The sequence below is a fragment of the Amycolatopsis sp. CFH S0740 genome, assembly GCF_004522315.1.
GTDB lineage: Bacteria > Actinomycetota > Actinomycetes > Mycobacteriales > Pseudonocardiaceae > Amycolatopsis > Amycolatopsis nivea.
Genome location: NZ_SDLS01000024.1, coordinates 97676 through 118329 on the forward strand (window position 1 = coordinate 97676; position 20654 = coordinate 118329).

At 68.2% G+C, this 20654-nt stretch carries 19 protein-coding genes; 11 read left to right on the forward strand and 8 right to left on the reverse strand.

What is annotated here, in order from left to right:
* Window positions 1-23: 23 nt before the first annotated feature.
* Entirely contained in the window at window positions 24-1256 is a 1233-nt protein-coding gene (locus tag EIZ45_RS32650; RefSeq protein ID WP_037816155.1) for a D-alanyl-D-alanine carboxypeptidase family protein, read from the reverse strand.
* 42 nt (window positions 1257-1298) lie between these two features.
* On the opposite strand from EIZ45_RS32650, the gene EIZ45_RS32655 reads away from it, so the two are divergent.
* Together EIZ45_RS32655 and EIZ45_RS32660 are read left to right on the forward strand one after the other, a co-directional pair.
* Window positions 1299-1544 (forward strand): SCO4848 family membrane protein, encoded by a 246-nt coding sequence (locus EIZ45_RS32655; protein WP_037816154.1) that lies wholly within the window; start codon window positions 1299-1301, stop codon window positions 1542-1544.
* A 78-nt stretch (window positions 1545-1622) separates the two neighbouring features.
* On the forward strand, window positions 1623-3005 hold the full coding sequence (locus EIZ45_RS32660) for a S8 family serine peptidase (RefSeq protein WP_134667576.1): 1383 nt from the start codon (window positions 1623-1625) through the stop codon (window positions 3003-3005).
* Window positions 3006-3060: 55 nt separating this feature from the next.
* Here EIZ45_RS32660 and EIZ45_RS32665 read toward each other — a convergent pair whose 3' ends face one another.
* The 5 genes from EIZ45_RS32665 to sdhC all read right to left on the reverse strand — a co-directional run bounded on the left by EIZ45_RS32665 (window position 3061) and on the right by sdhC (window position 7611).
* Complete coding sequence (locus tag EIZ45_RS32665) at window positions 3061-4026, reverse strand: hypothetical protein (RefSeq protein ID WP_240690850.1); 966 nt, start codon at window positions 4024-4026, stop codon at window positions 3061-3063.
* A gap of 151 nt (window positions 4027-4177) precedes the next feature.
* Window positions 4178-4951 (reverse strand): succinate dehydrogenase iron-sulfur subunit, encoded by a 774-nt coding sequence (locus tag EIZ45_RS32670; RefSeq protein WP_037816151.1) that lies wholly within the window; start codon window positions 4949-4951, stop codon window positions 4178-4180.
* Entirely contained in the window at window positions 4951-6705 is a 1755-nt protein-coding gene (gene sdhA, locus EIZ45_RS32675) for a succinate dehydrogenase flavoprotein subunit (RefSeq protein WP_037816150.1), read from the reverse strand. Before sdhA ends, EIZ45_RS32670 begins: the two co-directional genes overlap by 1 nt.
* 35 nt (window positions 6706-6740) lie before the next feature.
* Complete coding sequence (locus tag EIZ45_RS32680) at window positions 6741-7157, reverse strand: succinate dehydrogenase hydrophobic membrane anchor subunit (RefSeq protein ID WP_037816149.1); 417 nt, start codon at window positions 7155-7157, stop codon at window positions 6741-6743.
* A 4-nt stretch (window positions 7158-7161) separates the two neighbouring features.
* Window positions 7162-7611 carry a succinate dehydrogenase, cytochrome b556 subunit gene (gene sdhC, locus EIZ45_RS32685; protein ID WP_078870582.1) on the reverse strand — a complete coding sequence of 150 codons (450 nt, stop codon included), beginning with the start codon at window positions 7609-7611 and terminating at the stop codon, window positions 7162-7164.
* Window positions 7612-8164: 553 nt separating this feature from the next.
* Here sdhC and EIZ45_RS32690 point away from each other — a divergent pair.
* The 6 genes from EIZ45_RS32690 to EIZ45_RS32715 all read left to right on the forward strand — a co-directional run bounded on the left by EIZ45_RS32690 (window position 8165) and on the right by EIZ45_RS32715 (window position 14987).
* Window positions 8165-9307 carry a BMP family protein gene (locus EIZ45_RS32690; RefSeq protein ID WP_037816147.1) on the forward strand — a complete coding sequence of 381 codons (1143 nt, stop codon included), beginning with the start codon at window positions 8165-8167 and terminating at the stop codon, window positions 9305-9307.
* A gap of 80 nt (window positions 9308-9387) precedes the next feature.
* Entirely contained in the window at window positions 9388-10953 is a 1566-nt protein-coding gene (locus tag EIZ45_RS32695) for an ABC transporter ATP-binding protein (protein ID WP_037816145.1), read from the forward strand.
* A complete protein-coding gene (locus EIZ45_RS32700; protein ID WP_037816144.1) occupies window positions 10950-12047 on the forward strand; it encodes an ABC transporter permease in 1098 nt (365 codons plus the stop codon). The genes EIZ45_RS32695 and EIZ45_RS32700 overlap by 4 nt, the downstream gene beginning before the upstream one ends.
* A 47-nt stretch (window positions 12048-12094) precedes the next feature.
* Window positions 12095-13327, forward strand: coding sequence for an ABC transporter permease (locus tag EIZ45_RS32705; RefSeq protein ID WP_051172618.1), 1233 nt, complete (start codon window positions 12095-12097; stop codon window positions 13325-13327).
* Complete coding sequence (locus EIZ45_RS32710; protein WP_037816141.1) at window positions 13327-13716, forward strand: cytidine deaminase; 390 nt, start codon at window positions 13327-13329, stop codon at window positions 13714-13716. The genes EIZ45_RS32705 and EIZ45_RS32710 overlap by 1 nt, the downstream gene beginning before the upstream one ends.
* Entirely contained in the window at window positions 13713-14987 is a 1275-nt protein-coding gene (locus tag EIZ45_RS32715; protein WP_134667574.1) for a thymidine phosphorylase, read from the forward strand. Before EIZ45_RS32710 ends, EIZ45_RS32715 begins: the two co-directional genes overlap by 4 nt.
* A 583-nt stretch (window positions 14988-15570) precedes the next feature.
* On the opposite strand, the gene EIZ45_RS32725 is transcribed toward EIZ45_RS32715, so the two are convergent.
* Entirely contained in the window at window positions 15571-16662 is a 1092-nt protein-coding gene (locus EIZ45_RS32725; RefSeq protein WP_134667572.1) for a PA containing protein, read from the reverse strand.
* A 212-nt stretch (window positions 16663-16874) separates the two neighbouring features.
* Between EIZ45_RS32725 and EIZ45_RS32730 the strand changes: the two genes are divergently transcribed.
* Window positions 16875-17966 carry an adenosine deaminase gene (locus EIZ45_RS32730; protein WP_134667570.1) on the forward strand — a complete coding sequence of 364 codons (1092 nt, stop codon included), beginning with the start codon at window positions 16875-16877 and terminating at the stop codon, window positions 17964-17966.
* Window positions 17967-18086: 120 nt separating this feature from the next.
* Window positions 18087-19295 (forward strand): MFS transporter, encoded by a 1209-nt coding sequence (locus tag EIZ45_RS32735; protein ID WP_134667568.1) that lies wholly within the window; start codon window positions 18087-18089, stop codon window positions 19293-19295.
* Here the strand turns inward: EIZ45_RS32735 and EIZ45_RS32740 are convergent.
* The gene (locus tag EIZ45_RS32740; RefSeq protein ID WP_037816134.1) at window positions 19292-19846 is read right to left on the reverse strand and encodes a TetR/AcrR family transcriptional regulator; all 555 of its coding nucleotides are present in this window, start codon (window positions 19844-19846) and stop codon (window positions 19292-19294) included. The two genes, EIZ45_RS32735 and EIZ45_RS32740, sit on opposite strands and share 4 nt — an antisense overlap.
* Before the next feature lie 103 nt (window positions 19847-19949).
* Here EIZ45_RS32740 and EIZ45_RS32745 point away from each other — a divergent pair, with 103 nt between their 5' ends.
* Window positions 19950-20654, forward strand: a complete 705-nt coding sequence (locus tag EIZ45_RS32745; protein ID WP_134667567.1) for an SDR family oxidoreductase — start codon at window positions 19950-19952, stop codon at window positions 20652-20654.

A 20654-nucleotide genomic window follows, 5' to 3' on the forward strand; every position in this document is an offset into this window, starting at 1 on the left:
GAGGCCCTTTTTTCATCGGCTCGCTATGCGCGGGCGTTGCGCTTCCGCTGGTAGCTGATGACGAACCCGGCGATGATGATCAGGAGCACCACCACCGTCAGCACCCAGCCGGTCGTTCCGAACGGGTCCGGTTTCTCCGCCGCCGCGGTCGTCGCGCCCGCGGGGGTGACTTCCTTGTCCGACATCGGGGCGGCCGAGTCGGTGCTCAGCGGCCGGTAGGCGATCTGGCCGACCGGCTGTGCGCCGTTCTTCTCCAGCGCGAAGCCGTAGTCGAGCAGTTTCGCCGCCTGGTCGACCACCTTCGTCGGACGCTGTTCGGCCCGCATCATCACGATCGCGAGGCGGTGGCCGTCGCGTTCCGCGCCGCCGACGTACGTGTGCCGCGCGTCGTCCGTGAAGCCCGTTTTCCCGCCGAGGAAACCGGGGTACACGCCGAGCAGCTTGTTGTCGTTGAACACCGGGATCGGCGGCTTCCCGTCGATCGCCGGGATCGTGTACGCCTTCGTCGCGACCGCCTTGGCGAACTCCGGCTGCTTCATCGCGTAGTGGAAGACCAGGCTCAGGTCGTACGCCGAGGTCGACATGCCCGGTCCGTCGAGGCCGGACGGGGTCGCCGCGCGAGTGTCCGTCGCGCCGATGCGGGCGGCGAGCGCGTTCATCTTGGCGACCGCCGCGTCCACGCCGCCCAGCGCCGTCGCGAAGGCGTGCGCCACGTCGTTGCCCGAGTGCATCAGCAGGCCGTGCAGCAGCTGGTCGACCGTGTAGTGCCCGCCCGCGGTGATGCCGACGCAGGTGCACTCCTGCTCGGCGTCCTCCTTCGTCGGGACGATGACCTGGTCCGGCTTCAGCTCGGTGACCACCACCAGCGCCAGCAGCGTCTTGATCAGCGACGCCGGCCGCTCCCGCGCGTGCGGGTCCTTCGCCGCGACGACCGCGCCGGTGTCGAGGTCCTGGAGGACCCACGACGCCGAGGTGTCGCCGGGAGGCAGCGCGGGCGCGCCCGGCGGGAGGACCGGGCCGCAGCCGCCAAGGAGGTCGCCGCCGACCGGCTGAGCGGGCACCGGAAGCGGCGGCGGGACGGGCTGGCCCGGCTTCGGCTTCTCCGACGTGTCCACCGGCGCCGGCGGCACGGCGTGCTCGGTGCATTGCTCCGCCAGCGCCGGTGCGGCGAGGGCGACGGGCGCGGCGACGGCTACGAGGGCTGCGGCGAGTGTCGCGGCGAATGCTCGCAGCGACCGGGCGAAAGCGGGGTGCACCCACGCAATCTAGCGTCGATGGTCCGGCGGCATACTCGAGACATGCGCATTTCACGAGGTACAGCGATGGCCTTGTTCGCTTTCGGCATCTGGTCCTGGATCATTTGGATCACGTTCGCCAAGAATCTGTGGGCCAGCAACCAGTCGTGGGCGCCGGACGGTTCGCCCACCGGGTACTTCATCGTGCACGCGGTGCTGACCGTGGTTTCGTTCGTGCTCGGCACCGCGATCGGGGTGCTCGGCTGGCGCGGCATCCGGGCGACGTCGCGGGATCGCGCGAACACCTGATCCGGCGAAGCGTCCTTTGGTCGGTGGCGGGGCGCGTCCGGGCTGGCTTAGTTTCGGGCGACCGACCATGGAGGCTAAATGTCCCGTTTACGTCGATTGCTCGTCCCGGTCGCGGTAGCCGGCGTCGCCGCCGCTGCGGTGGCTGTGCCAGCGTCCGCCGCGCCCGCGCCGTCGTGTGACACCACCAGCACCCAGTACAGCTACGTCGTGCTGTACCAACCGGGCGAGACGCAGCGTTCGGTCGACGCGGAGCTGACCGCCAAATGCGGCAAGCGGATCGCGTACTACCCGGAAATCGGCGTCGCGGTCGCCAGCTCGCGCAACGCGGACTTCGCCGACCGGATCGGGGTGAAGCGGGCCTATTCGGGTGGCAAGGACGTCGCCGCGAAGGCCGCCGCCCGCGCCGGACTGCGTTCGGCGGTCGGGATGCTGGAGCAGACGGAGAGCGTCGCCACCGGTAGCGATTTGTCGACTCAGCAGTGGGACATGCGGGCCATCCACGCTCCCGAAGCGAACAAGATCAACCCCGGTTCGCGGTCGGTCACCGTCGGCGTGCTGGACTCCGGCATCGACGCCAAACACCCGGCGCTCGCGAGCGCGGTGGACACGAAGTCCTCGACCGGCTGTGTCACCGGCGCGCCGGACGCTTCCGCGTGGGCCCCGACGAACTCCGACCACGGCACGCACGTCGCAGGCACCATCGCGGGCAAGGACGCGTCGCGCGGCTTCACCGGCATCGCACCGGGCGTGCGGCTGGCGTCCGTGAAGGTCGTGAACGACGACGGCTACATCTTCCCGGAGGCAGCGGTCTGCGGCTTTGTCTGGGCCGCACAGCACGGTTTCCAGGTGACGAACAACAGCTACTACATCGACCCCGGGATGTTCTACTGCCGCAACGAAGCGGGCGACGCTGCCGCGTACGAGGCCGTACGGCGCGCCGTGACCTACTCGACGCAGCGCGGGACTCTCAATGTCGCTGCGGCGGGTAACTCGGGCTTCGACGTCACGAAGCAGACTGTCGACCCGAATCGTCCGCACAAGATTGATTCTTCGTGCGGCATCCTGCCCAAGGCGATCGACGGTGTGGTGACCGTGTCTGCGGTTGGTTACGCGGGGACGAAGGCCTACTACTCCAACTACGGCTCGGTCACGGTGACTGCGCCGGGCGGCGATTCGGGCCAGGTTCCGCCTTCGGGGCAGGGCTCGGGGTGCCCGCTGTCGACGATTTTCAACGGCGCTTACGGGACTAAGTGCGGCACGTCGATGGCTTCGCCGCATGCGGCTGGGGTTGCGGCGCTTTTGGCTTCTACACACCGGAATGCGCCGCCGCGGGCGTTGGCGGCTTTGCTTACCGCGGAGGCGGATCCGGTGGCTTGCGATGTGTCGGCTTGCTCCGGACCGGCCCGAAACAACTCGTATTACGGGCGCGGCCTAGTCAACGCCCTCGACGCGGTTCACTGACGTACGTGAGGGGAACCTTGAGGGAATCAGATTCCCTCAGGGTTCCCCTCACGTACTAGCCAGGGGGGCGCAGGGAAACCGGTGGGCGAGGGCGGATCTCGGCGGCACGGTATGCGTCGCTGAGCTCGTTCAGAACTGCTTTTGGTTCGGTGCGCAGACGGGACGGCAGAGTCTGCACAACGGTGATGCCAAGCGCCGCGTAGCGAGTATTTCGATGCAACGTTCGTGCGTAATCAGCCGAACGAAAGTGAAATTCCACCGAGTCGATCTCCCATGCCAGCCCCACGTCGTCCCACCAGAAGTCAGGTCGCCCCGCGTAGTGGCCCTCTTGGTCGTAAAGCGCGGCATTCTGATGGGTCGGCGGGCGCGGAAGGTTCTTGGCCAGTTTCTGAGCCTCGGCTTCGGCGACGGACCGGATATCCGACCATTCGGCGAGCAGCCGACGGGGGATCGCGGTGCCCCGTTTGGTGCCGCGGTCCAGCTCTCCCGCCAGAGCTCGCGGCGCGCAACTGCCTCGCTGGACCGCTTCGATCAGGATGCGGCTGACGATCTCGGGGTCACGTACGCGCCGGACCAGATCCGTGGTGGCTCTGACCGGGGGCGCGAGCGGGATGCCATTGCGCAGCCACGGTGCCGGGAGGTGCCTCGTCCGTTCGATGATCACGAACTCAGCGCTGTTGAGCTTTTGTCGATGCGGAACCAGCAGGTGGATTTGCCGAGGGCTCTCCGGCTCCGGAAGACGCATGCCGTACCGGAGGCAGGCTTCTTCGCCGGTGACGATCGCTGATTCCCCCGCGTACAGCAAGGCTGCGTGCACCAGCTGGTCAGTCGTGGGGTCGTTGTTGTGCAGGAGGATGACTCCGGGCAACAGCCGTCGCCATGGTCCGCCGGGCAGGCATCTTCGATAGATGACCCTGCTGTTCATGCCCAGTGATTCCAGCGTCATCGCGCGGATCGCTTGGTGAGTGCTGTGCTGCGCGAGCATTTCGGGGTGGGCGGCCCACCGGCCTCGTTGTTTCACCCAGTTAATGCTGCCGCGCCCGGGGGACTTCGGGGCTGCCCAGGGCTGATCTGTGGACAGCCCGCCGACCTGTGGACAGCTCGGCTAAACAGCCGTGAGGGGGACCCTGAGGGAATCAGATTCCCTCAGGGTTCCCCTCACGTACTTGAGATCAGACGCGCTTGAACAGCAGCGCGCGCTTCACTTCCTGGATCGCCTTCGTCACCTGGATGCCGCGCGGGCAGGCGTCGGTGCAGTTGAACGTCGTGCGGCAGCGCCACACGCCTTCACCGTCGTTCAGGATGTCCAGCCGCTCCTCGGCACCCTCGTCGCGGGAGTCGAAGATGAAGCGGTGGGCGTTGACGATCGCCGCCGGGCCGAAGTACGAGCCGTCGTTCCAGTAGACCGGGCAGGACGACGTGCAGCAGGCGCACAGGATGCACTTGGTGGTGTCGTCGAACCGGTTGCGGTCGGCCTGGGACTGGATCCGCTCGCGGGTCGGCTCGTTGCCGTAGGTGATCAGGTACGGCTTGATCGCCCGGTACGCCTCGAAGAACGGGTCCATGTCGACGTACAGGTCCTTCAACGTCGTCAGGCCCTTGATCGGGGCGATGGTGATCTCGGTCTTCTTGCCGTTCTTCTCGAGCAGGTCCTTCAGCAGCACCTTGCAGGCCAGCCGGTTGATCCCGTTGATCTGCATCGCGTCCGAACCGCACACGCCGTGCGCGCACGAGCGGCGGAAGGAGAACGTGCCGTCGATGTAGTCCTTGACGTAGAACAGCAGGTTCAGCACGCGGTCGGTCGGCTGCGCCGGGACGTCGTAGGACTCCCAGTGCGGCTCCTGGTCGACCTCCGGGTTGAACCGCAGGATCTTCAGCGTGACCTGGATCGGCGTGTGCTCGTCGGACGCCTTGGAGGAAGGCGCTTCAGGGGTGGCCGTCGTCATCAGTACTTCCGCTCCATCGGTTCGTAGCGGGTGAAGGTGACCGGCTTGTAGTCGAGCCGGATGTCGGACGACAGCCCCTCGCCCTGCTTGTAGGCCATGGTGTGCCGCATGAAGTTCGTGTCGTCGCGGTTCGGGTAGTCCTCGCGGGCGTGCCCGCCGCGGGACTCCTTGCGCGCGATCGCGCCGACGACCAGCACCTCGGCCAGCTCCAGCAGGAAGCCCAGCTCGACGGCCTCGAGCAGGTCGGTGTTGTACCGCTTGCCCTTGTCCGCCACGGTGATCCGCTGGTAGCGCTCCTTGAGCGCCTGGATGTCGGTCAGCGCCTGCTTCAGCGTGTCCTCGGTGCGGTACACCGACGCGTGCGAGTCCATCGTCTGCTGCATTTCCTTGCGGATGTCGGCGACGCGCTCGTCGCCGTGCTCCGACAGCAGCAGCTCCAGCTGTTCCTCGACCAGGGTGGTCGGGTTCTCCGGCAGCTCGACGTGGTCGTGCGCCAGCGCGTACTCCGCGGCGGCGATGCCCGCGCGGCGGCCGAACACGTTGATGTCCAGCAGCGAGTTCGTGCCGAGGCGGTTCGAACCGTGCACCGACACGCAGGCGACCTCGCCCGCGGCGTACAGGCCCGGGATGACGTGCTCGTTGTCGCGCAGCGCCTCGCCGTGGATGTTCGTCGGGATGCCGCCCATGACGTAGTGGCACGTCGGGAACACCGGCACCGGCTCCTTGACCGGGTCGACGCCCAGGTAGGTGCGGGAGAACTCGGTGATGTCCGGCAGCTTGGTCTCGAGGACCTCGACCGGCAGGTGGGTCACGTCGAGGACGACGTAGTCCTTGTTCGGCCCGCAGCCGCGGCCCTGCAGCACCTCCTGGACCATCGACCGGGCGACGATGTCGCGCGGCGCGAGGTCCTTGATGGTGGGGGCGTAGCGCTCCATGAACCGTTCGCCGTCGGCGTTGCGGAGGATGCCGCCCTCGCCGCGCACCGCCTCGGAGATCAGGATGCCGAGTCCGGCGAGGCCGGTCGGGTGGAACTGGAAGAACTCCATGTCCTCCAGCGGAAGGCCCTTGCGGAAGATGATGCCGAGGCCGTCGCCGGTGAGGGTGTGCGCGTTCGAGGTGGTCTTGAAGATCTTGCCCGCGCCGCCGGTGGCGAACACGATCGACTTCGCCTGGAACACGTGCAGTTCGCCGGTGGCCAGCTCGTAGGCGACCACGCCGGTGGCGATCGGGTTGCCGTCCTCGCCCTCGGACAGGACCAGGTCGAGCACGTAGAACTCGTTGAAGAACTCGGTGCCGTGCTTGACGCAGTTTTGGTACAGCGTCTGGAGAATCATGTGCCCGGTGCGGTCCGCGGCGTAGCAGGCGCGGCGCACCGCGGCCTTGCCGTGGTCGCGGGTGTGCCCGCCGAACCGGCGCTGGTCGATCTTGCCCTCGGGCGTCCGGTTGAACGGAAGGCCCATCTTCTCCAGGTCGAGGACGGCGTCGATGGCCTCTTTCGCCATGATCTCCGCGGCGTCCTGGTCGACCAGGTAGTCACCGCCCTTGACGGTGTCGAAGGTGTGCCATTCCCAGTTGTCCTCTTCGACGTTCGCCAGCGCGGCGCACATGCCGCCCTGGGCCGCGCCGGTGTGGGACCGGGTCGGGTACAGCTTGGTGAGGACCGCGGTGCGGGCGCGCTGACCGGATTCGATGGCCGCGCGCATGCCGGCGCCGCCCGCGCCGACGATCACCACGTCGTACTTGTGGAACTGCATAGGGAAAGACTCCGCTAGCTAGTGGTGGGTGCGCCTCAGGAGGCAGGCATCTCGGGGTCGAACGTGAAGATCACCATCGTGCCGACGGCCAGGATGAGCACCATCGAGACGTAGAGCAGGATCTTCAGCCAGAACCGGGTGGAGTCCTTGCGCGCGTAGTCGTCGATGATCGTGCGCAGCCCGTTCCCGCCGTGGATCTCGGCGAGCCACAGCATCGCCAGGTCCCAGAACTGCCAGAACGGCGAGGCCCAGCGGCCGGCGACGAAGCCCCAGTTGATGCGGTGCACGCCGCCGTCGAGGATGTTCATGATGAACAGGTGGCCCAGCACCAGGATGATCAGCGCGAGTCCGGAGATGCGCATGAACAGCCAGCTGTAGAGCTCGAAGTTGCTGCGCCGGGCGGACGGCCGCCGCGGCGAGCGCGGCTTGTCGAGGATCAGAGCGTCGGCCATGGGATCAGGCACCCCCGAAAAGCGTCTCGACGGTGCGCTTCAGCATGAAGAACGCACCCGGAACCATCACGACCACCCACACGACGCCGATGACCCAGAGCATCGTCTTCTGGTACTTCGGGCCCTTGGCCCAGAAGTCGACCAGCAGGACGCGCAGCCCGTTGAGCGCGTGGAACAGCACCGCGCCGACAAGGCCGACCTCGAGCAGGTTCACGATCGGCGTCTTGTACGTCTCGATGACCTGGTCGTAGGTGTTCGGCGACACGCGCACGAGCGCGGTGTCGAGCACGTGCACGAACAGGAAGAAAAAGGTCAGCACGCCGGTGATGCGGTGAAGCACCCAGGACCACATGCCGGGGTCGCCCCGGTAGAAGGTTCCCTGCCGGCGTGAGGCACCCGCCCGATCGCTAGCTCCTGCCCCGCTTTCGGTGGCAGTGCTCGCCGTGGTGGACATCGGTGAACGGCCTCCAACGTCATGACTGTCGTGCCCGGGTGACCGGTGAGGTCCGCACCCGCGGCCGGGGTCGGTCCACTGGGGACAACTCCGGCGACGGTGCCGAGATCAGGGGCCATCGAGCGTGGATGCATGGATGCTAGACCCGACCCATACGCGCGGCTCACCTCCGGGTTCCTCTCTGTGACAGACCAGACACCGGTGACCACGGCAGACCACTCGGACGTGTGGTCTGGAGCACGTCTGAGCTGCCGTGAAGGACTCCTTCCGGGACCGGGATTCCCTCGCGGAGTCCTTCACGGACGGCTCCCGGGCGAAAGCGGGGCCACGGTGCGTGATCGCGGCGGGCGGGGCGGGGGCTCTTGATCACGGTCGGCGCCGGATTGGTCGCGGATCGACCCTCCGAGTAAACGTTTGTGTTACGTAGCGTGCCGTTCCTATGGCGGTTACCCGGCGGTTGGGTACGGTCTGCCAGTTGAGCCCGGCGACCGTGACCGGGCCGTTCCTGGATCGTCCGCTGGATCAGCGGGGAGGGAGACACACGTTGCGTCGCATGCGTGGAACCGCGCTGGCCGCCGCGACCATGGCTGGGGTGCTTGCACTGGCCGGGTGCGCGAAGGACACCGGGGGAAGCAACAACAACGCGTCCGGTTCGGACGGCAACGCGGGCTCGAACTGCATCACCGCCCCGAAGCCGCCCGCCGCGCCTGCCGCCGCCACGAGCAGCAGCGCCGCCTCGGGCAAGGTCGACGGCAGCAAGCTCAAGGTCGGCCTGGCCTTCGACGTCGGCGGTCGCGGTGACGCTTCCTTCAACGACGCGGCCGCCGCGGGCACCGACCGGGCGAAGTCCGAACTGGGCGTCCCGACCGTCAACGAGAGCACCGCGAGCGCGAGCGAGAGCGAAGCCGCCAAGCAGCAGCGCCTCGAGCAGATGGCGCAGCAGGGCCTGAACCCGATCGTCGCGGTCGGTTTCGCCTACGCGCAGTCGGTCAAGGCCGTCGCCACGAAGTACCCGAACACGAAGTTCGCGATCGTCGACGACGACTCGATCAACTTGCCGAACGTCACGCCGCTGGTCTTCGCCGAGGAGCAGGGCTCGTTCCTGGCCGGCGTCGCCGCCGCGTACAAGAGCAAGAAGTGCCACGTCGGCTTCGTCGGCGGCGTGAACACTCCGCTGATCCAGAAGTTCGAGGCGGGCTTCCTGCAGGGCGCGAAGGCCGTTTCGAGCAAGATCAAGATCGAGGACGAGTACCTGACGCCCGCCGGCGACTTCTCCGGTTTCCAGGACCCGCCGAAGGGCAACGCGAAGGCCGCCGCCGAGATCTCCCGCGGCGCGGACGTCGTCTACCACGCCGCCGGCGCCTCCGGTAAGGGCGTGTTCGACGCGGCGAAGCAGAACAACGCGCTGGCCATCGGCGTCGACTCCGACCAGTACAACCAGAAGACGGTCGCCGCCGACAAGGACATCATCATCACCTCGATGATCAAGCGCGTCGACGTCGCGGTCTTCGAGTACCTGCAGGCCGTCGCGAAGGGCGACCTGAGCACGGTGCCGAAGCGCTTCGACCTGAAGTCCGACGGGGTCGGCTACTCGACCTCCGGCGGCAAGGTCGACGACATCAAGGACGTGCTGGACGGGTACAAGGCCCAGATCGTCTCCGGCGCCATCAAGGTTTCGGACAAGCCGGCCAAGTAACGCTCACGACGCGGCAGGGCTCGGAAGGATCTTCCTTCCGGGCCCTCACGCGTTTCCGACAGAACGGGATGTCCCCTCCGATGACCGAGATCGAGGCCGAAGCCGTCCCCGACCGGGGCGTGCCGGCCGTCCAGCTGACCGGGATCACCAAGCGGTTCCCCGGCGTCGTCGCGAACTCCGACGTCAACCTCACCGTCGCGGCGGGCGAGGTGCACGCGCTGTGCGGCGAGAACGGCGCTGGCAAGTCGACCCTGATGAAGATCCTGTACGGGATGCAGCAGCCCGACGAGGGCAGCATCGCCATCAACGGCGCCGAGGTGAGACTGCGCAACCCGCAGGACGCCATCCGCGCCGGGATCGGCATGGTGCACCAGCACTTCATGCTCGCCGACAACCTGACCGTCGCGGAAAACGTGTTCCTGGGCGCGGAGGCGCTGCACGGCATCGGCCGCGCGGCGCGGACGCGCTTGGCGGAACTGTCGAAGCGGACCGGGCTGCACGCGAAGCCCGACGCGCTGCTGGAGGAACTCGGCGTCGCCGACCGCCAGCGCGTCGAGATCGTCAAAGTCCTTTACCGCGGCGCGAAAATCATCATCCTCGACGAGCCGACCGCCGTGCTCGTGCCGCAGGAAGTGGACGCGCTGTTCACGACCGTCCGCGAGATGCAGGCCGACGGCTACACGTTCCTCTTCATCTCGCACAAGCTCGACGAGGTGCGCGCGATCGCCGACACGGTCACCGTGATCCGGCGCGGCACCACGGTCGGCACCGCGGATCCGAAGAAGATCACCAGCCGCGAGCTGGCCGAGATGATGGTCGGTTCGGAGCTGCCGAGCCCGGAGACGCGCGAGTCGACGGTGACCGACCGCGAGGTCCTGCAGGTGCGCGAACTGCGGCTGTCCGCCGAGGGGTCCGAGCGCAACGTGCTGGACCACATCTCCTTCACCGTCCACGCGGGCGAGGTGCTCGGCATCGCGGGCGTCGAGGGCAACGGCCAGACCGAACTGGTCGAGACGATCATGGGGATGCGCAAGGCGAGCGGCGGACACATCGAGCTGACGCCGCCCGACGGCGAGACGCACGACCTGGTCAAGCTGGGCACGCTGGCGCGGCGCGAGGCGGGCATCGGCTACATCGCCGAAGACCGCACGCGGCACAGCCTGCTGCTCACGCAACCGTTGTGGGTCAACCGGATTCTCGGCTACCAGACGCGGGAACCGGTGTCCGGCGGGCAACTGCTCAACATCGCGGGCGCGCGCGAGGACACCGAACGGATCGTGCGCGAGTACGACGTCCGCACGCCCGGCATCGACGTTCCGGCCGCCGCGCTGTCCGGCGGCAACCAGCAGAAGCTGATCGTCGGGCGCGAGCTGTCCGGCAACCCGGTGCTGCTGATCGCTTCGCACCCGACGCGCGGCGTCGACGTCGGTGCGCAGGCGCTGATCTGGGAGCAGATCCGCCAGGCGCGTGCCGACGGCCTCGCCGTGCTGCTGATTTCCGCGGACCTCGACGAGCTGATCGGGCTGTCCGACACCATTCGCGTGATGCTGCGCGGGCGGCTCGTGAGCGAGGCGAACCCGGCCACCGTCACCCCGCAGGAACTCGGTTCCGCCATGACCGGCGCCGAAGAAGGTGAAGACTCATGAGTTCGTGGCGCACGCGGCTGCTGCCGCCTCTGCTCGCGATCGCGTTCGCGGTGATCCTGTCCGCGATCGCGCTCGTCATCTCCGGCGCCGACCCGTTGCAGGCGTACGGGACGATGATCGGCCAGCTGTTCAAGGGCTCCACCGCGGTCGACACGGTGAACCTCGCGACGGTGTACTACCTGTCCGGCCTCGCCGTGGCGATCGGGTTCCAGATGAACCTGTTCAACATCGGCGTCGAGGGCCAGTACCGGTTCGCCGCGGTGGTCGCCGCGATCATCGGCGGGGCGCTGCAGCTGCCGCCGGTCATCCACACCATCGTGATCCTGCTGGTGGCCGTGGTTTCCGGCGCGCTGTACGCGACGATCCCGGCGGTGCTCAAGGTGACCCGCGGCGTCAGCGAGGTCATCTCGACGATCATGCTGAACTCGATCGTCGCGGGCATCATCGCGTTCCTCATCAACGCCGACCAGTTCGGCGTGCAGACCGGCAACAACATCGGGACCAGGGTGATCGCGCCGTCCGGCCGGATCCCGGGCATCCCGCTCGGGTCGGGCACGCTGTTCGGGTTCGTGTTCATCGCGATCGTGATCGGCGGCGCGTACTGGTTCATGCTGAACCGCACCCGGTTCGGCTTCGAGCTGAAGGCGAGCGGCGAGTCCGCGACGGCGGCGGCCGCCGGTGGCGTGAGCGCGAAGAAGATGACGCTCATCGCGATGCTGCTGTCGGGCGCGGTGGCCGGTCTGGTCGCCATGCCGGAACTGCTCGGCCGCGACTACAGCTACGGCATCACCGCGACCCAGATGTACGGCTTCACCGGCATCGCGGTCGCGCTGCTCGGCCGCAACCATCCCGGCGGCATCGCGTTCGGCGCGCTGCTGTGGGCGTTCCTGGACACCTCCGCGGTGTCGCTGGAGCAGATCAACGTGTCCAAGGAGATCGCGACGATCATGCAGGGCATCATCGTGCTCTCGGTCGTCGTGGCGTACGAGATCGTGCGCCGGGCCGACCTCGCCGCGGAACAGCGCAGGGTGGGCAGGGCGCTCGCCGGCAACGGCCGCAAGGGCGCCTCGGTCGCGGAAGGCGGTGCGGTGTGACCACCACGACGGAGTTCTCCCGGCCGGGTCCGGAATCCGGGACGCCGATGCCGGTCAAGCGCAAGCGGCCGCGGATCCCCGGCTGGCTGCGCGGCGTGATCTGGGCCGTGGTCGCGATCGCGGTGATGTCGACCGCGTCGTACGCCACCGGCGTTTCGGCGCTGACGTCCAGCAACACCGCGTCGACCGCGCTGCGGCTGGCATTGCCGATCCTGCTGTGTGCGCTGGGCGGGCTGTGGGCCGAGCGCGTGGGCGTGATCAACATCGGCCTCGAAGGCATGATGATCCTCGGCACCTGGGGCGCGGCCTGGGGTGCGTATTACGGCGGAGCGTGGGTCGGCCTGCTGGCCGCGATCGCGTTCGGCGCGCTGGGCGGGCTGCTGCACGCGGTGGCGACGGTGACGTTCAACGTCAACCACATCGTTTCCGGTGTCGCGATCAACCTGCTCGGGCTCGGGGTCGCGAAGTATCTGGCGAACCTGATTTTCGAGCCGCTGTCGGGAAACCCGCGCCAGTCGCCGCCGGTGCCGAAGTTCGACACCTATTCCGCGGCCGGATTGTCGGACTGGCTGGGTTCGCTGGAAGACCAGCAGCGCGTCGGATTGTCTGACGTCGCGGGCATTCTGCGCGGCCTGGTGACCGGCGTCGCGCCGCTGACGATGATCGCGATCGTGCTGATCCCGGTGAGCTACTGGATTCTCTGGCGCACGCGGTTCGGCCTTCGGCTGCGTTCGTGCGGCGAGAACCCGGTCGCGGCGGAGTCGCTCGGCGTGAACGTGTACCGCTACAAGTACGTCGGCGTGCTGATCTCCGGCGGGTTCGCCGGCATGGGCGGTGCGTCGCTGGTGCTGCTCAAGGGCGGCGCGGACTACCTGGAGAACCAGACCAACGGCCGCGGGTACATCGGTCTGGCCGCGATGATTTTCGGCAACTGGCGACCGGGCGGTCTGCTCGGCGGTGCCGCGCTGTTCGGGTACTCCGACGGTCTGCAGCTCGCCGGCGGCGGCGACGCGGTGCTGGCGTTGCTGTACGGCGCGGTGATTCTGCTGGCGATCATCGTGATCGTGCAGCTGATCCGGAAGCGCTGGCTCGCGGCCGCGCTCGGCGTCGTCGGTGCTGGGATTCTGTACGCGATCTACTGGACCAACGACACTCTCCCGAGCGACTTGATCCCGTACACCGCGCACTTCGTGACGCTGATCGTGCTAGCTGTTGCGTCGCAACGACTTCGGCCGCCCAAGGCGGACGGCGCGCAGTATCGACGAGGTGAGGGCGACTGATGTCCGAAGTGGACTGGGAGGCTTTGCGGGCGGCCGCGGTGTCGGCTGCTTCGCACGCTTACGCGCCTTATTCGGGACTGCACGTCGGCGTCGCGGCCATTGTGGACGATGGTCGGCAGGTGACCGGTTGCAACGTCGAAAACGCTTCGTACGGCTTGGGTTTGTGCGCTGAGTGCACAATGGCCGGACAATTGCGACTGTCCGGCGGCGGCCGTTTGGTCGCGGTGGCTTGCCGCAGTGGCTCGGGTGAGCTGCTGATGCCGTGTGGACGGTGCCGCCAGATTCTGTTCGAACTCGGCGGATCCACTTGCCTGGTCGACACTCCGCGTGGAGTGCTGCCGATGTCGGAGGTGCTGCCGGACGCGTTCGGGCCGGAGGACCTGCCGTGACTTTCACCGCGGTAGACGTCATCCGGACCAAGCGCGACGGCGGACGGCTGAGCGACGAGCAGATCGACTGGGTCGTCGACGCCTACACCCGCGGAGCGGTCGCGGAAGAGCAGATGGCCGCGCTGGCCATGGCGATTTTCTTGCGTGGCATGGACGACGGCGAGATCGCGCGCTGGACCGGCGCGATGATCGACTCGGGCTCGCGGCTGTCGCTGGACGTCGCGCGCCCGACCGTGGACAAGCATTCGACCGGCGGGGTCGGCGACAAGATCACCTTGCCGCTGGCTCCGCTGGTCGCCGCGTGCGGTGCCGCGGTGCCGCAGCTGTCCGGTCGCGGGCTCGGGCACACCGGCGGGACGCTGGACAAACTGGAGTCGATTCCCGGCTGGCGGGCGGCGTTGTCCCTGGACGAGATCGCGGCGCAGCTGAACTCGGTCGGCGCGGTGGTCTGCGCGGCGACCGAGGGCTTGGCTCCGGCGGACAAGAAGCTGTACGCGCTGCGGGATGTCACGTCGACGGTCGAGTCGGTGCCGTTGATCGCCAGCTCGATCATGAGCAAGAAGATCGCCGAGGGCGCTTCGGGGCTGGTGCTGGACGTGAAGGCTGGGTCCGGCGCGTTCATGAAGACCGTGCCGGAGGCGCAGCTGCTGGCGCGGACGCTCGTGGACATCGGGACCGCGCACGGGGTCGCTTGCACGGCGTTGATCACCGACATGAGCACGCCGCTCGGCCGGGCGGTCGGCAATGCGGTCGAGGTCGCCGAGGCGGTCGAGGTCCTGCGCGGCGGTGGCCCGGCTGACGTGGTCTCGCTGACGGTGGCGCTGGCTCGGGAAATGCTTGCTTTGGCGGGGATTTCCGTGGATCCGGCTGAGGTGCTGGCGTCCGGGGAGGCTTACGAGGTGTGGGCTCGGATGATCACCGCCCAGGGCGGGGATCCTTCGGCTGCCTTGCCGCGGCCTTCTACGGTGCACGTCGTCCCGGCACCTGCTTCAGGGGTGCTGACTTCGCTGGACGCCTATGCCGTGGGTGTCGCGGCTTGGCGGCTTGGGGCTGGCCGGGCGCGAAAGGAAGACCCGGTGCAGGCCGCGGCGGGGATCTTGTGCCACGCGAAGCCGGGTGACCAGGTGGTGGAGGGGGAGCCGTTGCTGGAACTGCACACGGACACCCCGGACGCGATCCCGGCGGCCCTGGCCGCGCTGGAAGGCGGGTTCGAGGTGGGAGCGGAGGCTCCTGCTGCGCGGGGGATCGTGCTGGAGGCGGTTCGGCCCTGAGGGTTTGCTTTCTCGTGGTTCCTGATCAACGGGCTGCGGTCGCCGGGCGTGGCCCATCGATCGCCCGCAGAGGGTGCCGACCGGCAGTTCCGGCGTGCTCGTCGGTCTGGATCTAGGGACGGGCGAGCAGCACGCGGTTGTCTTGGACTCGGACGGGAAGCGGCTGCATGACGGGCCGCTGCCCAACAGCGAACCGGAGCTATGGACGCTGTCGCGCACGGACCGCATCAGTAGCCCTAAACGCCGGGATTGCCGAGACTCACGCTCCCCGCAGGGGCGCGGACACAGTCTGCCGCGCCGGGCGACAGCCTGAAAGATCGTGCTCCAGCAAAGTAAACAGGTCGCCGCCGAGACTCGATGAGCACCCTTTGCCGCGCTCATCTGCCTTGCCCGACGGCGCTGCGACCTCTACGCCATGCTCCGCAACGGCGCCCACTGCCAGCACTCGGAACCAGGTCCAGCCACTGCGGCTTGACAGCCGTACAGCGACATCCTCTAGAGGGCGGGCTCGGTCGCGGCTAGTGACACTGAAACGACGAAGCCCCCGTCCAGAACTCTGGACGGGGGCTTCGGTCACTCAAGCTCAGTCGGTCGACTCGTCCGAGTCGCCGCCAGCCTTCGCCTTCGCGTCGGCGGCCTTGGGCGACCGCCCGTTGCGCGAGCTGCGGCGCGGCTGGCGCGGGGCGGGCGGCGGCGGGGCGATCTGCTGTACGGCCGGTCCGCCGCCCAGCATCAGTTCCGCGAACGTCGCCATCGCTTCGTCCAGCTGGCCGCCGATGCGGCGTACCGATTCGTCGTTGCTGCGGCGCACCAGCGAGTCGACCGCGTCGGTGTCCGGCTGCTTCGACAGCGTGCCTTCGACCTTCGACAGGCCGCTGCGGACCGAGCCGTCCAGGTCGCCGATGCGGCCGGTGACGTCGTCCTCGACCTTGTCGATGCGGCTGGACAGGTCGTCGAGACGCTGGGTGATCGTTTCGAGCTTCGTGCCCACCGAGTCGAGGCGCGCGGCCGGGTCGATCATCTCGCCGGTGTCGGAGACGGCGCTCTTCAGCGCGTCGGTCGCGGTGGCGATCCGTTCCTTCGTCGCGCGGTCCAGTTCGTCGACGCGCGAGCGCAGTTCCTGGTCCGTGGTCTCGATCCGCTCGCGCAGCGACGTCTCGGCCATCTCGATCCGGTCGCGGATCGGGCCCTGCGTGGCCTGCGGCAGCGACTCCAGCTTGGCGTCCTGCTTGTCCAGGTGCCCGCCCAGCTCGTCGAGCCTGCGATGGATGTTCTGCAGCTTGTCCTCGAGCCCGTCCATCCGGCCCGCGACGCCCTCGAACCGCGCCGCCACGCCGTCGAGGCGTCCGTCGAGCTGGGCGAAGGGCTTCGCCAGCTTGTCGACGATGCTCTCCACCGCGTGCGTGAGCGCGGCGATCGCGTTGTCCTGCGACTCCAGCCGCGTCATCGCCTCGTCGAGGCGCTCCGCCAGCACCCCGACCTCGGTCCGGTCCGGCAGTTCCGACAGCCGCTTGCGCACCGCGCCGAGGGAGTCCACCGGGGCGAGCCGGGCATAGATGTCGTCGAGCGCGTCGAAGATCTGCTGCTGCTCGCTCTCACGAACCTCGGCCGCGCGCACCAGCATGTTGCGCATCCGGTCGAACGACGGAGCGGCAATGTGGTTGTCAGTGGTCACTGCGGTGTCCTTCGTCGGCGGGGAAAAATGGAAGGGACTGACCCGAGCTTATCGATGAAGAAAATTGCTGTGCGTATGGCCCCCGGGGAACGCGGATAACGACCGTGCCACCCGGATGGCCGATTCCTTGCGCACAGTGCTGAGCAGAGGGTTGTTCCGGTGCTCTCGGTTACGGCCAGGTAGGGGAATGACAGCGAGGCTACCGTTGGAGCATGTCGGACGTAACCCCGCTGAGCGCGGAGATCCTGCGCCGCGCCCCCAAGGTCCTGCTCCACGATCACCTCGACGGCGGCTTGCGGCCGGGCACGGTCGCCGAACTCGCCGAGGATCTCGGCTACCGGGACCTTCCCGCGACGGATCCGGACGAGCTGGGCCGCTGGTTCCGCGCCGCGGCGGACTCCGGTTCCCTGGTGTCGTACCTCGAAACGTTCGCCCACACGTGTGGTGTCATGCAAACGGAGGAAGCCCTGGTCAGGGTTGCCGCCGAAGCGGTCGAGGACCTGGCCGCGGACGGGGTCGTCTACGCCGAGCTGCGGTACGCGCCCGAGCTGTTCGTGGAACGCGGGCTGTCACTCGATGCAGTGGTTGAGGCCGTCCAGGCGGGCTTCGCCGAAGGGATGCGGAGGGTAGCCGCGGGCGGCGGCCGGATCCGGGTGCGGACGCTGTTGTGCGGCATGCGCCAGCACGCCCGCGCGCTCGAGATCGCCGAACTCGCGGTGCGCTGCCGCGACGCCGGGGTGGCCGGATTCGACATCGCCGGACCGGAGGACGGATTCCCGCCTACCCGCAATCTGGACGCATTCGACTATTTGCGCCGGAACAATGCACACTTCACTATTCATGCCGGCGAAGCGTTCGGGCTTCCGTCGATCGGCGAGGCAATCCAGTACTGCGGTGCGGAACGGCTCGGGCACGGCGTGCGGATCGTCGACGACATCACCGCCGACGCCGACGGAAATGTCCACCTTGGACGGTTGGCCTCCTACGTCCGGGACCGGCGGATCCCGCTGGAGATCTGTCCCTCGTCGAATGTCCAGACCGGAACCGTGCCGTCGCTGGCCGAGCATCCCATCGGCCTGCTCGCCCGGCTGCGCTTCCGTGTCACCGTCAACACCGACAACCGGCTGATGAGCGGCTGCACGATGACCAGTGAATTCGCCGCGCTGGCCGAGACGTTCGGCTTCGGCCTCGACGACTTCCGCTGGTTCACGATCAACGCCATGAAATCCGCGTTCCTCGATTTCGACGAGCGGCTCGAGTTGATCGAGAACGTCGTCAAACCCGGGTACGCGGCGCTCGGCTGAATCCCGGCTCCGAAGCGGCCATGGCCGCGGCCGCCCGGAAAGGCGGTTGCGTTCGTTAGCCATGCCAACTATCGTTCACTATATAAGAAATACTTCTCAATATATGAGACAGTGGACGGAATGGCGCAGGTCGAGGCGGGGGAGCAGGTGCGGGAAAAAGGCAGCTCGCGACGGTGGCTGATTCTCGCGCTCGGCCTCGCCGCGCAGACCGCCAGCTGCTCGTTCCTTTACGGGCTCCCGTTTCTCGTGCCCGCCATGCGCGAGGCCGACCATCTGACGCTGGCGCAGGCGGGCACGGTCGTCGCGGCCCCGAGCATCGGCCTGCTGCTCACGCTCATCGCCTGGGGCGCGGCTGCGGACCGTTACGGCGAGCGGCTCATCATGGCGCTGGGCCTGGGCATTTCGGGGTTACTCCTCGTGTACGCCGCCCTGTGGCACCACCCGGTCGGACTTCTCTTTGGAGTGTTTCTCGTAGCCGGTGCGTGCACGGCTTCGGTGAACGCGGCGAGCGGCCGGGTCGTGATGGGCTGGTTCGCCAAATCCGAGCGCGGCGTCGCGATGGGGATCCGGCAGACGGCGCAGCCGCTGGGGGTCGGAGTGGCCGCGCTCGGGCTGCCGCCGCTGGCCGCGCTGTGGGGGTTCCAGGCGGCGATGCTGCTTCCGGCCGTGCTGGCGGTCGGCGTGGCGCTGTTGGTGGCGCTGTTCGTCGTGGACCCGCCGCGGCCGCCGCGTGCGGCGAAGGGGGAGCGGCCGCCGTCGCCGTATCGCAAGCCGTGGCTGTGGCGAGTGCACGGCGCGAGCGCGCTGTTGGTGGTGCCGCAGTTCGCGGTGTCCGCGTTCGCGCCGGTGTATCTGGTGTCGCAGCATCAATGGACCGCCGCGCAGGCCGGGGTGTTCGTCGCGGTGGCTCAGGTGCTCGGCGCGCTCGGGCGGCTGGCGTCGGGGTATTGGTCGGACCGGGTCGGCAGCCGGCTGCGGCCGATGCGGCAGCTCGCCGTCGCCAGTGTGGTCGTGATGCTGCTGGTCGCGGTCGGGGACGCGACTTGGCTGTGGCTGGTGCTGGCCGCGCTGGTGCTGGCGGCGGTGATCACGGTGGCGGACAACGGTCTCGGCTTCACCGCGTCGGCCGAGCTGGCCGGGGTCGCGTGGTCCGGCCGCGCGATGGGGACGCAGAACACCGCGCAAAACATCGCCGCGTCGGCGACCCCGCCGTTGCTGGGCCTGGTGATCGGGGACAGCCGGTATGCGCTGGCGTATTGCGTGGCGGCGATTTTCCCGCTGCTGGCAATAGGTCTGGTTCCGGTGCGGGCGGAGTCCGAAAAGGACTAAGCGCGCAGGCCGTCGAGAAAGAAGGCTAAGTGCCGCCGCCAGGTTTCGGGTGATTCGCGGATCAACGGCGACATCGCGGACATCAGCGGGGCGAGATCCGCGGGTGCGAAATCGGCGCGCAGCTGACCGGATTCCTTTGCCCGGTCGATAATCCGCGCGGCGTGCTCGAAACCGGCGGCGCACGCCTCCAGTACGGCCGGGCTGAGCGGCAGCCGCCGGGCGAGGGCGTCGCTGAGGCCGTGATCCTTGGCCTGCAAGGCAAACAGGCCGTCGAGGAACCCGGTGAAGCCCTGCCACGGGTCCGGCTCCGCCAACGCCTGCGTTGCCAGCTCGTCCAGTGCCGCGATTTGCGCGGGCAGGATCGCGTCGACAAACGCGTCTCGGGTCGGGAAGTGCGCGTACAGGGTGCCGATGCTGACTCCGGCACTGCGGGCGATCTGCTCCAGCGGCGCGTCGAGGCCGTGCTCGCCGAACGCGCGCGTGGCGGCGGCCAGCAGTTTGTCGCGGTTGCGGGCGGCGTCCGCGCGCAACGGCTTCGATCCGGTGGCCATGGGTCCCATCGTACAAAGTCGAGGCTGCCCTCGGGTTTTGTGGTAGCTTGGCGAACGAAGTCGAGGGCACCCTCGATTTATCCCTGGGGAAGGAAGCCAAGTCATGACCGCTCGCCCGACCGCTGTCGTTCTCGGAGCCGGACCCGGCCTCGGAATGTCGATGGCCCGCCGGTTCTCTGAGGAGGGATACCGCGTCGCGCTCGTTTCGCGTACCGCTGAGCGGCACCCGGCTTACCTGGCCGAGCTCGACAACGCCGAAGCGTTCGTCGGCGACGTCCGGAACGGCATCAGCGCGACACTCGAGGAAATCACCGAACGGTTCGGCAACATCGATGTCGCCTACTACGGCCCAGCCGCGATCGAACCGGACAGCTTCCCCACTGACATCACCGACGCGACCGTCGACGCTGTCGAGAAGGCGATGAGCTGGGTGTACCCGGCGGTCGAGGTGGTCGGCAAACTGCTGCCGGGCATGCTGGAGCGCGGCAGCGGCGGATTCCTGTTCGCCGGCGGGCTCAGCGCGGTGCGGCCGATGCCCGCGCTCGGCGCGCTCGCGGTGTCGTCAGCGGCGCTGCGGAATTACGCGCGGACGCTGTACGAGGGGCTGGCCGGGACCGGCGTGTACGCGGGCAGCCTGATCATCGGCGGTCTGGTCGAACGCGGCGACATTCACCGGATGGTCGTCGCACAGCGGGAAAAATACGGCGACGCCGGCGGCCACACCCTGGATCCGGATGCGATCGCCGGCGTCGCCTGGAAGATGTTCTCCGCCGGTGACTCGGCCGAGAGCGTGTTCGACGCCCTCTAG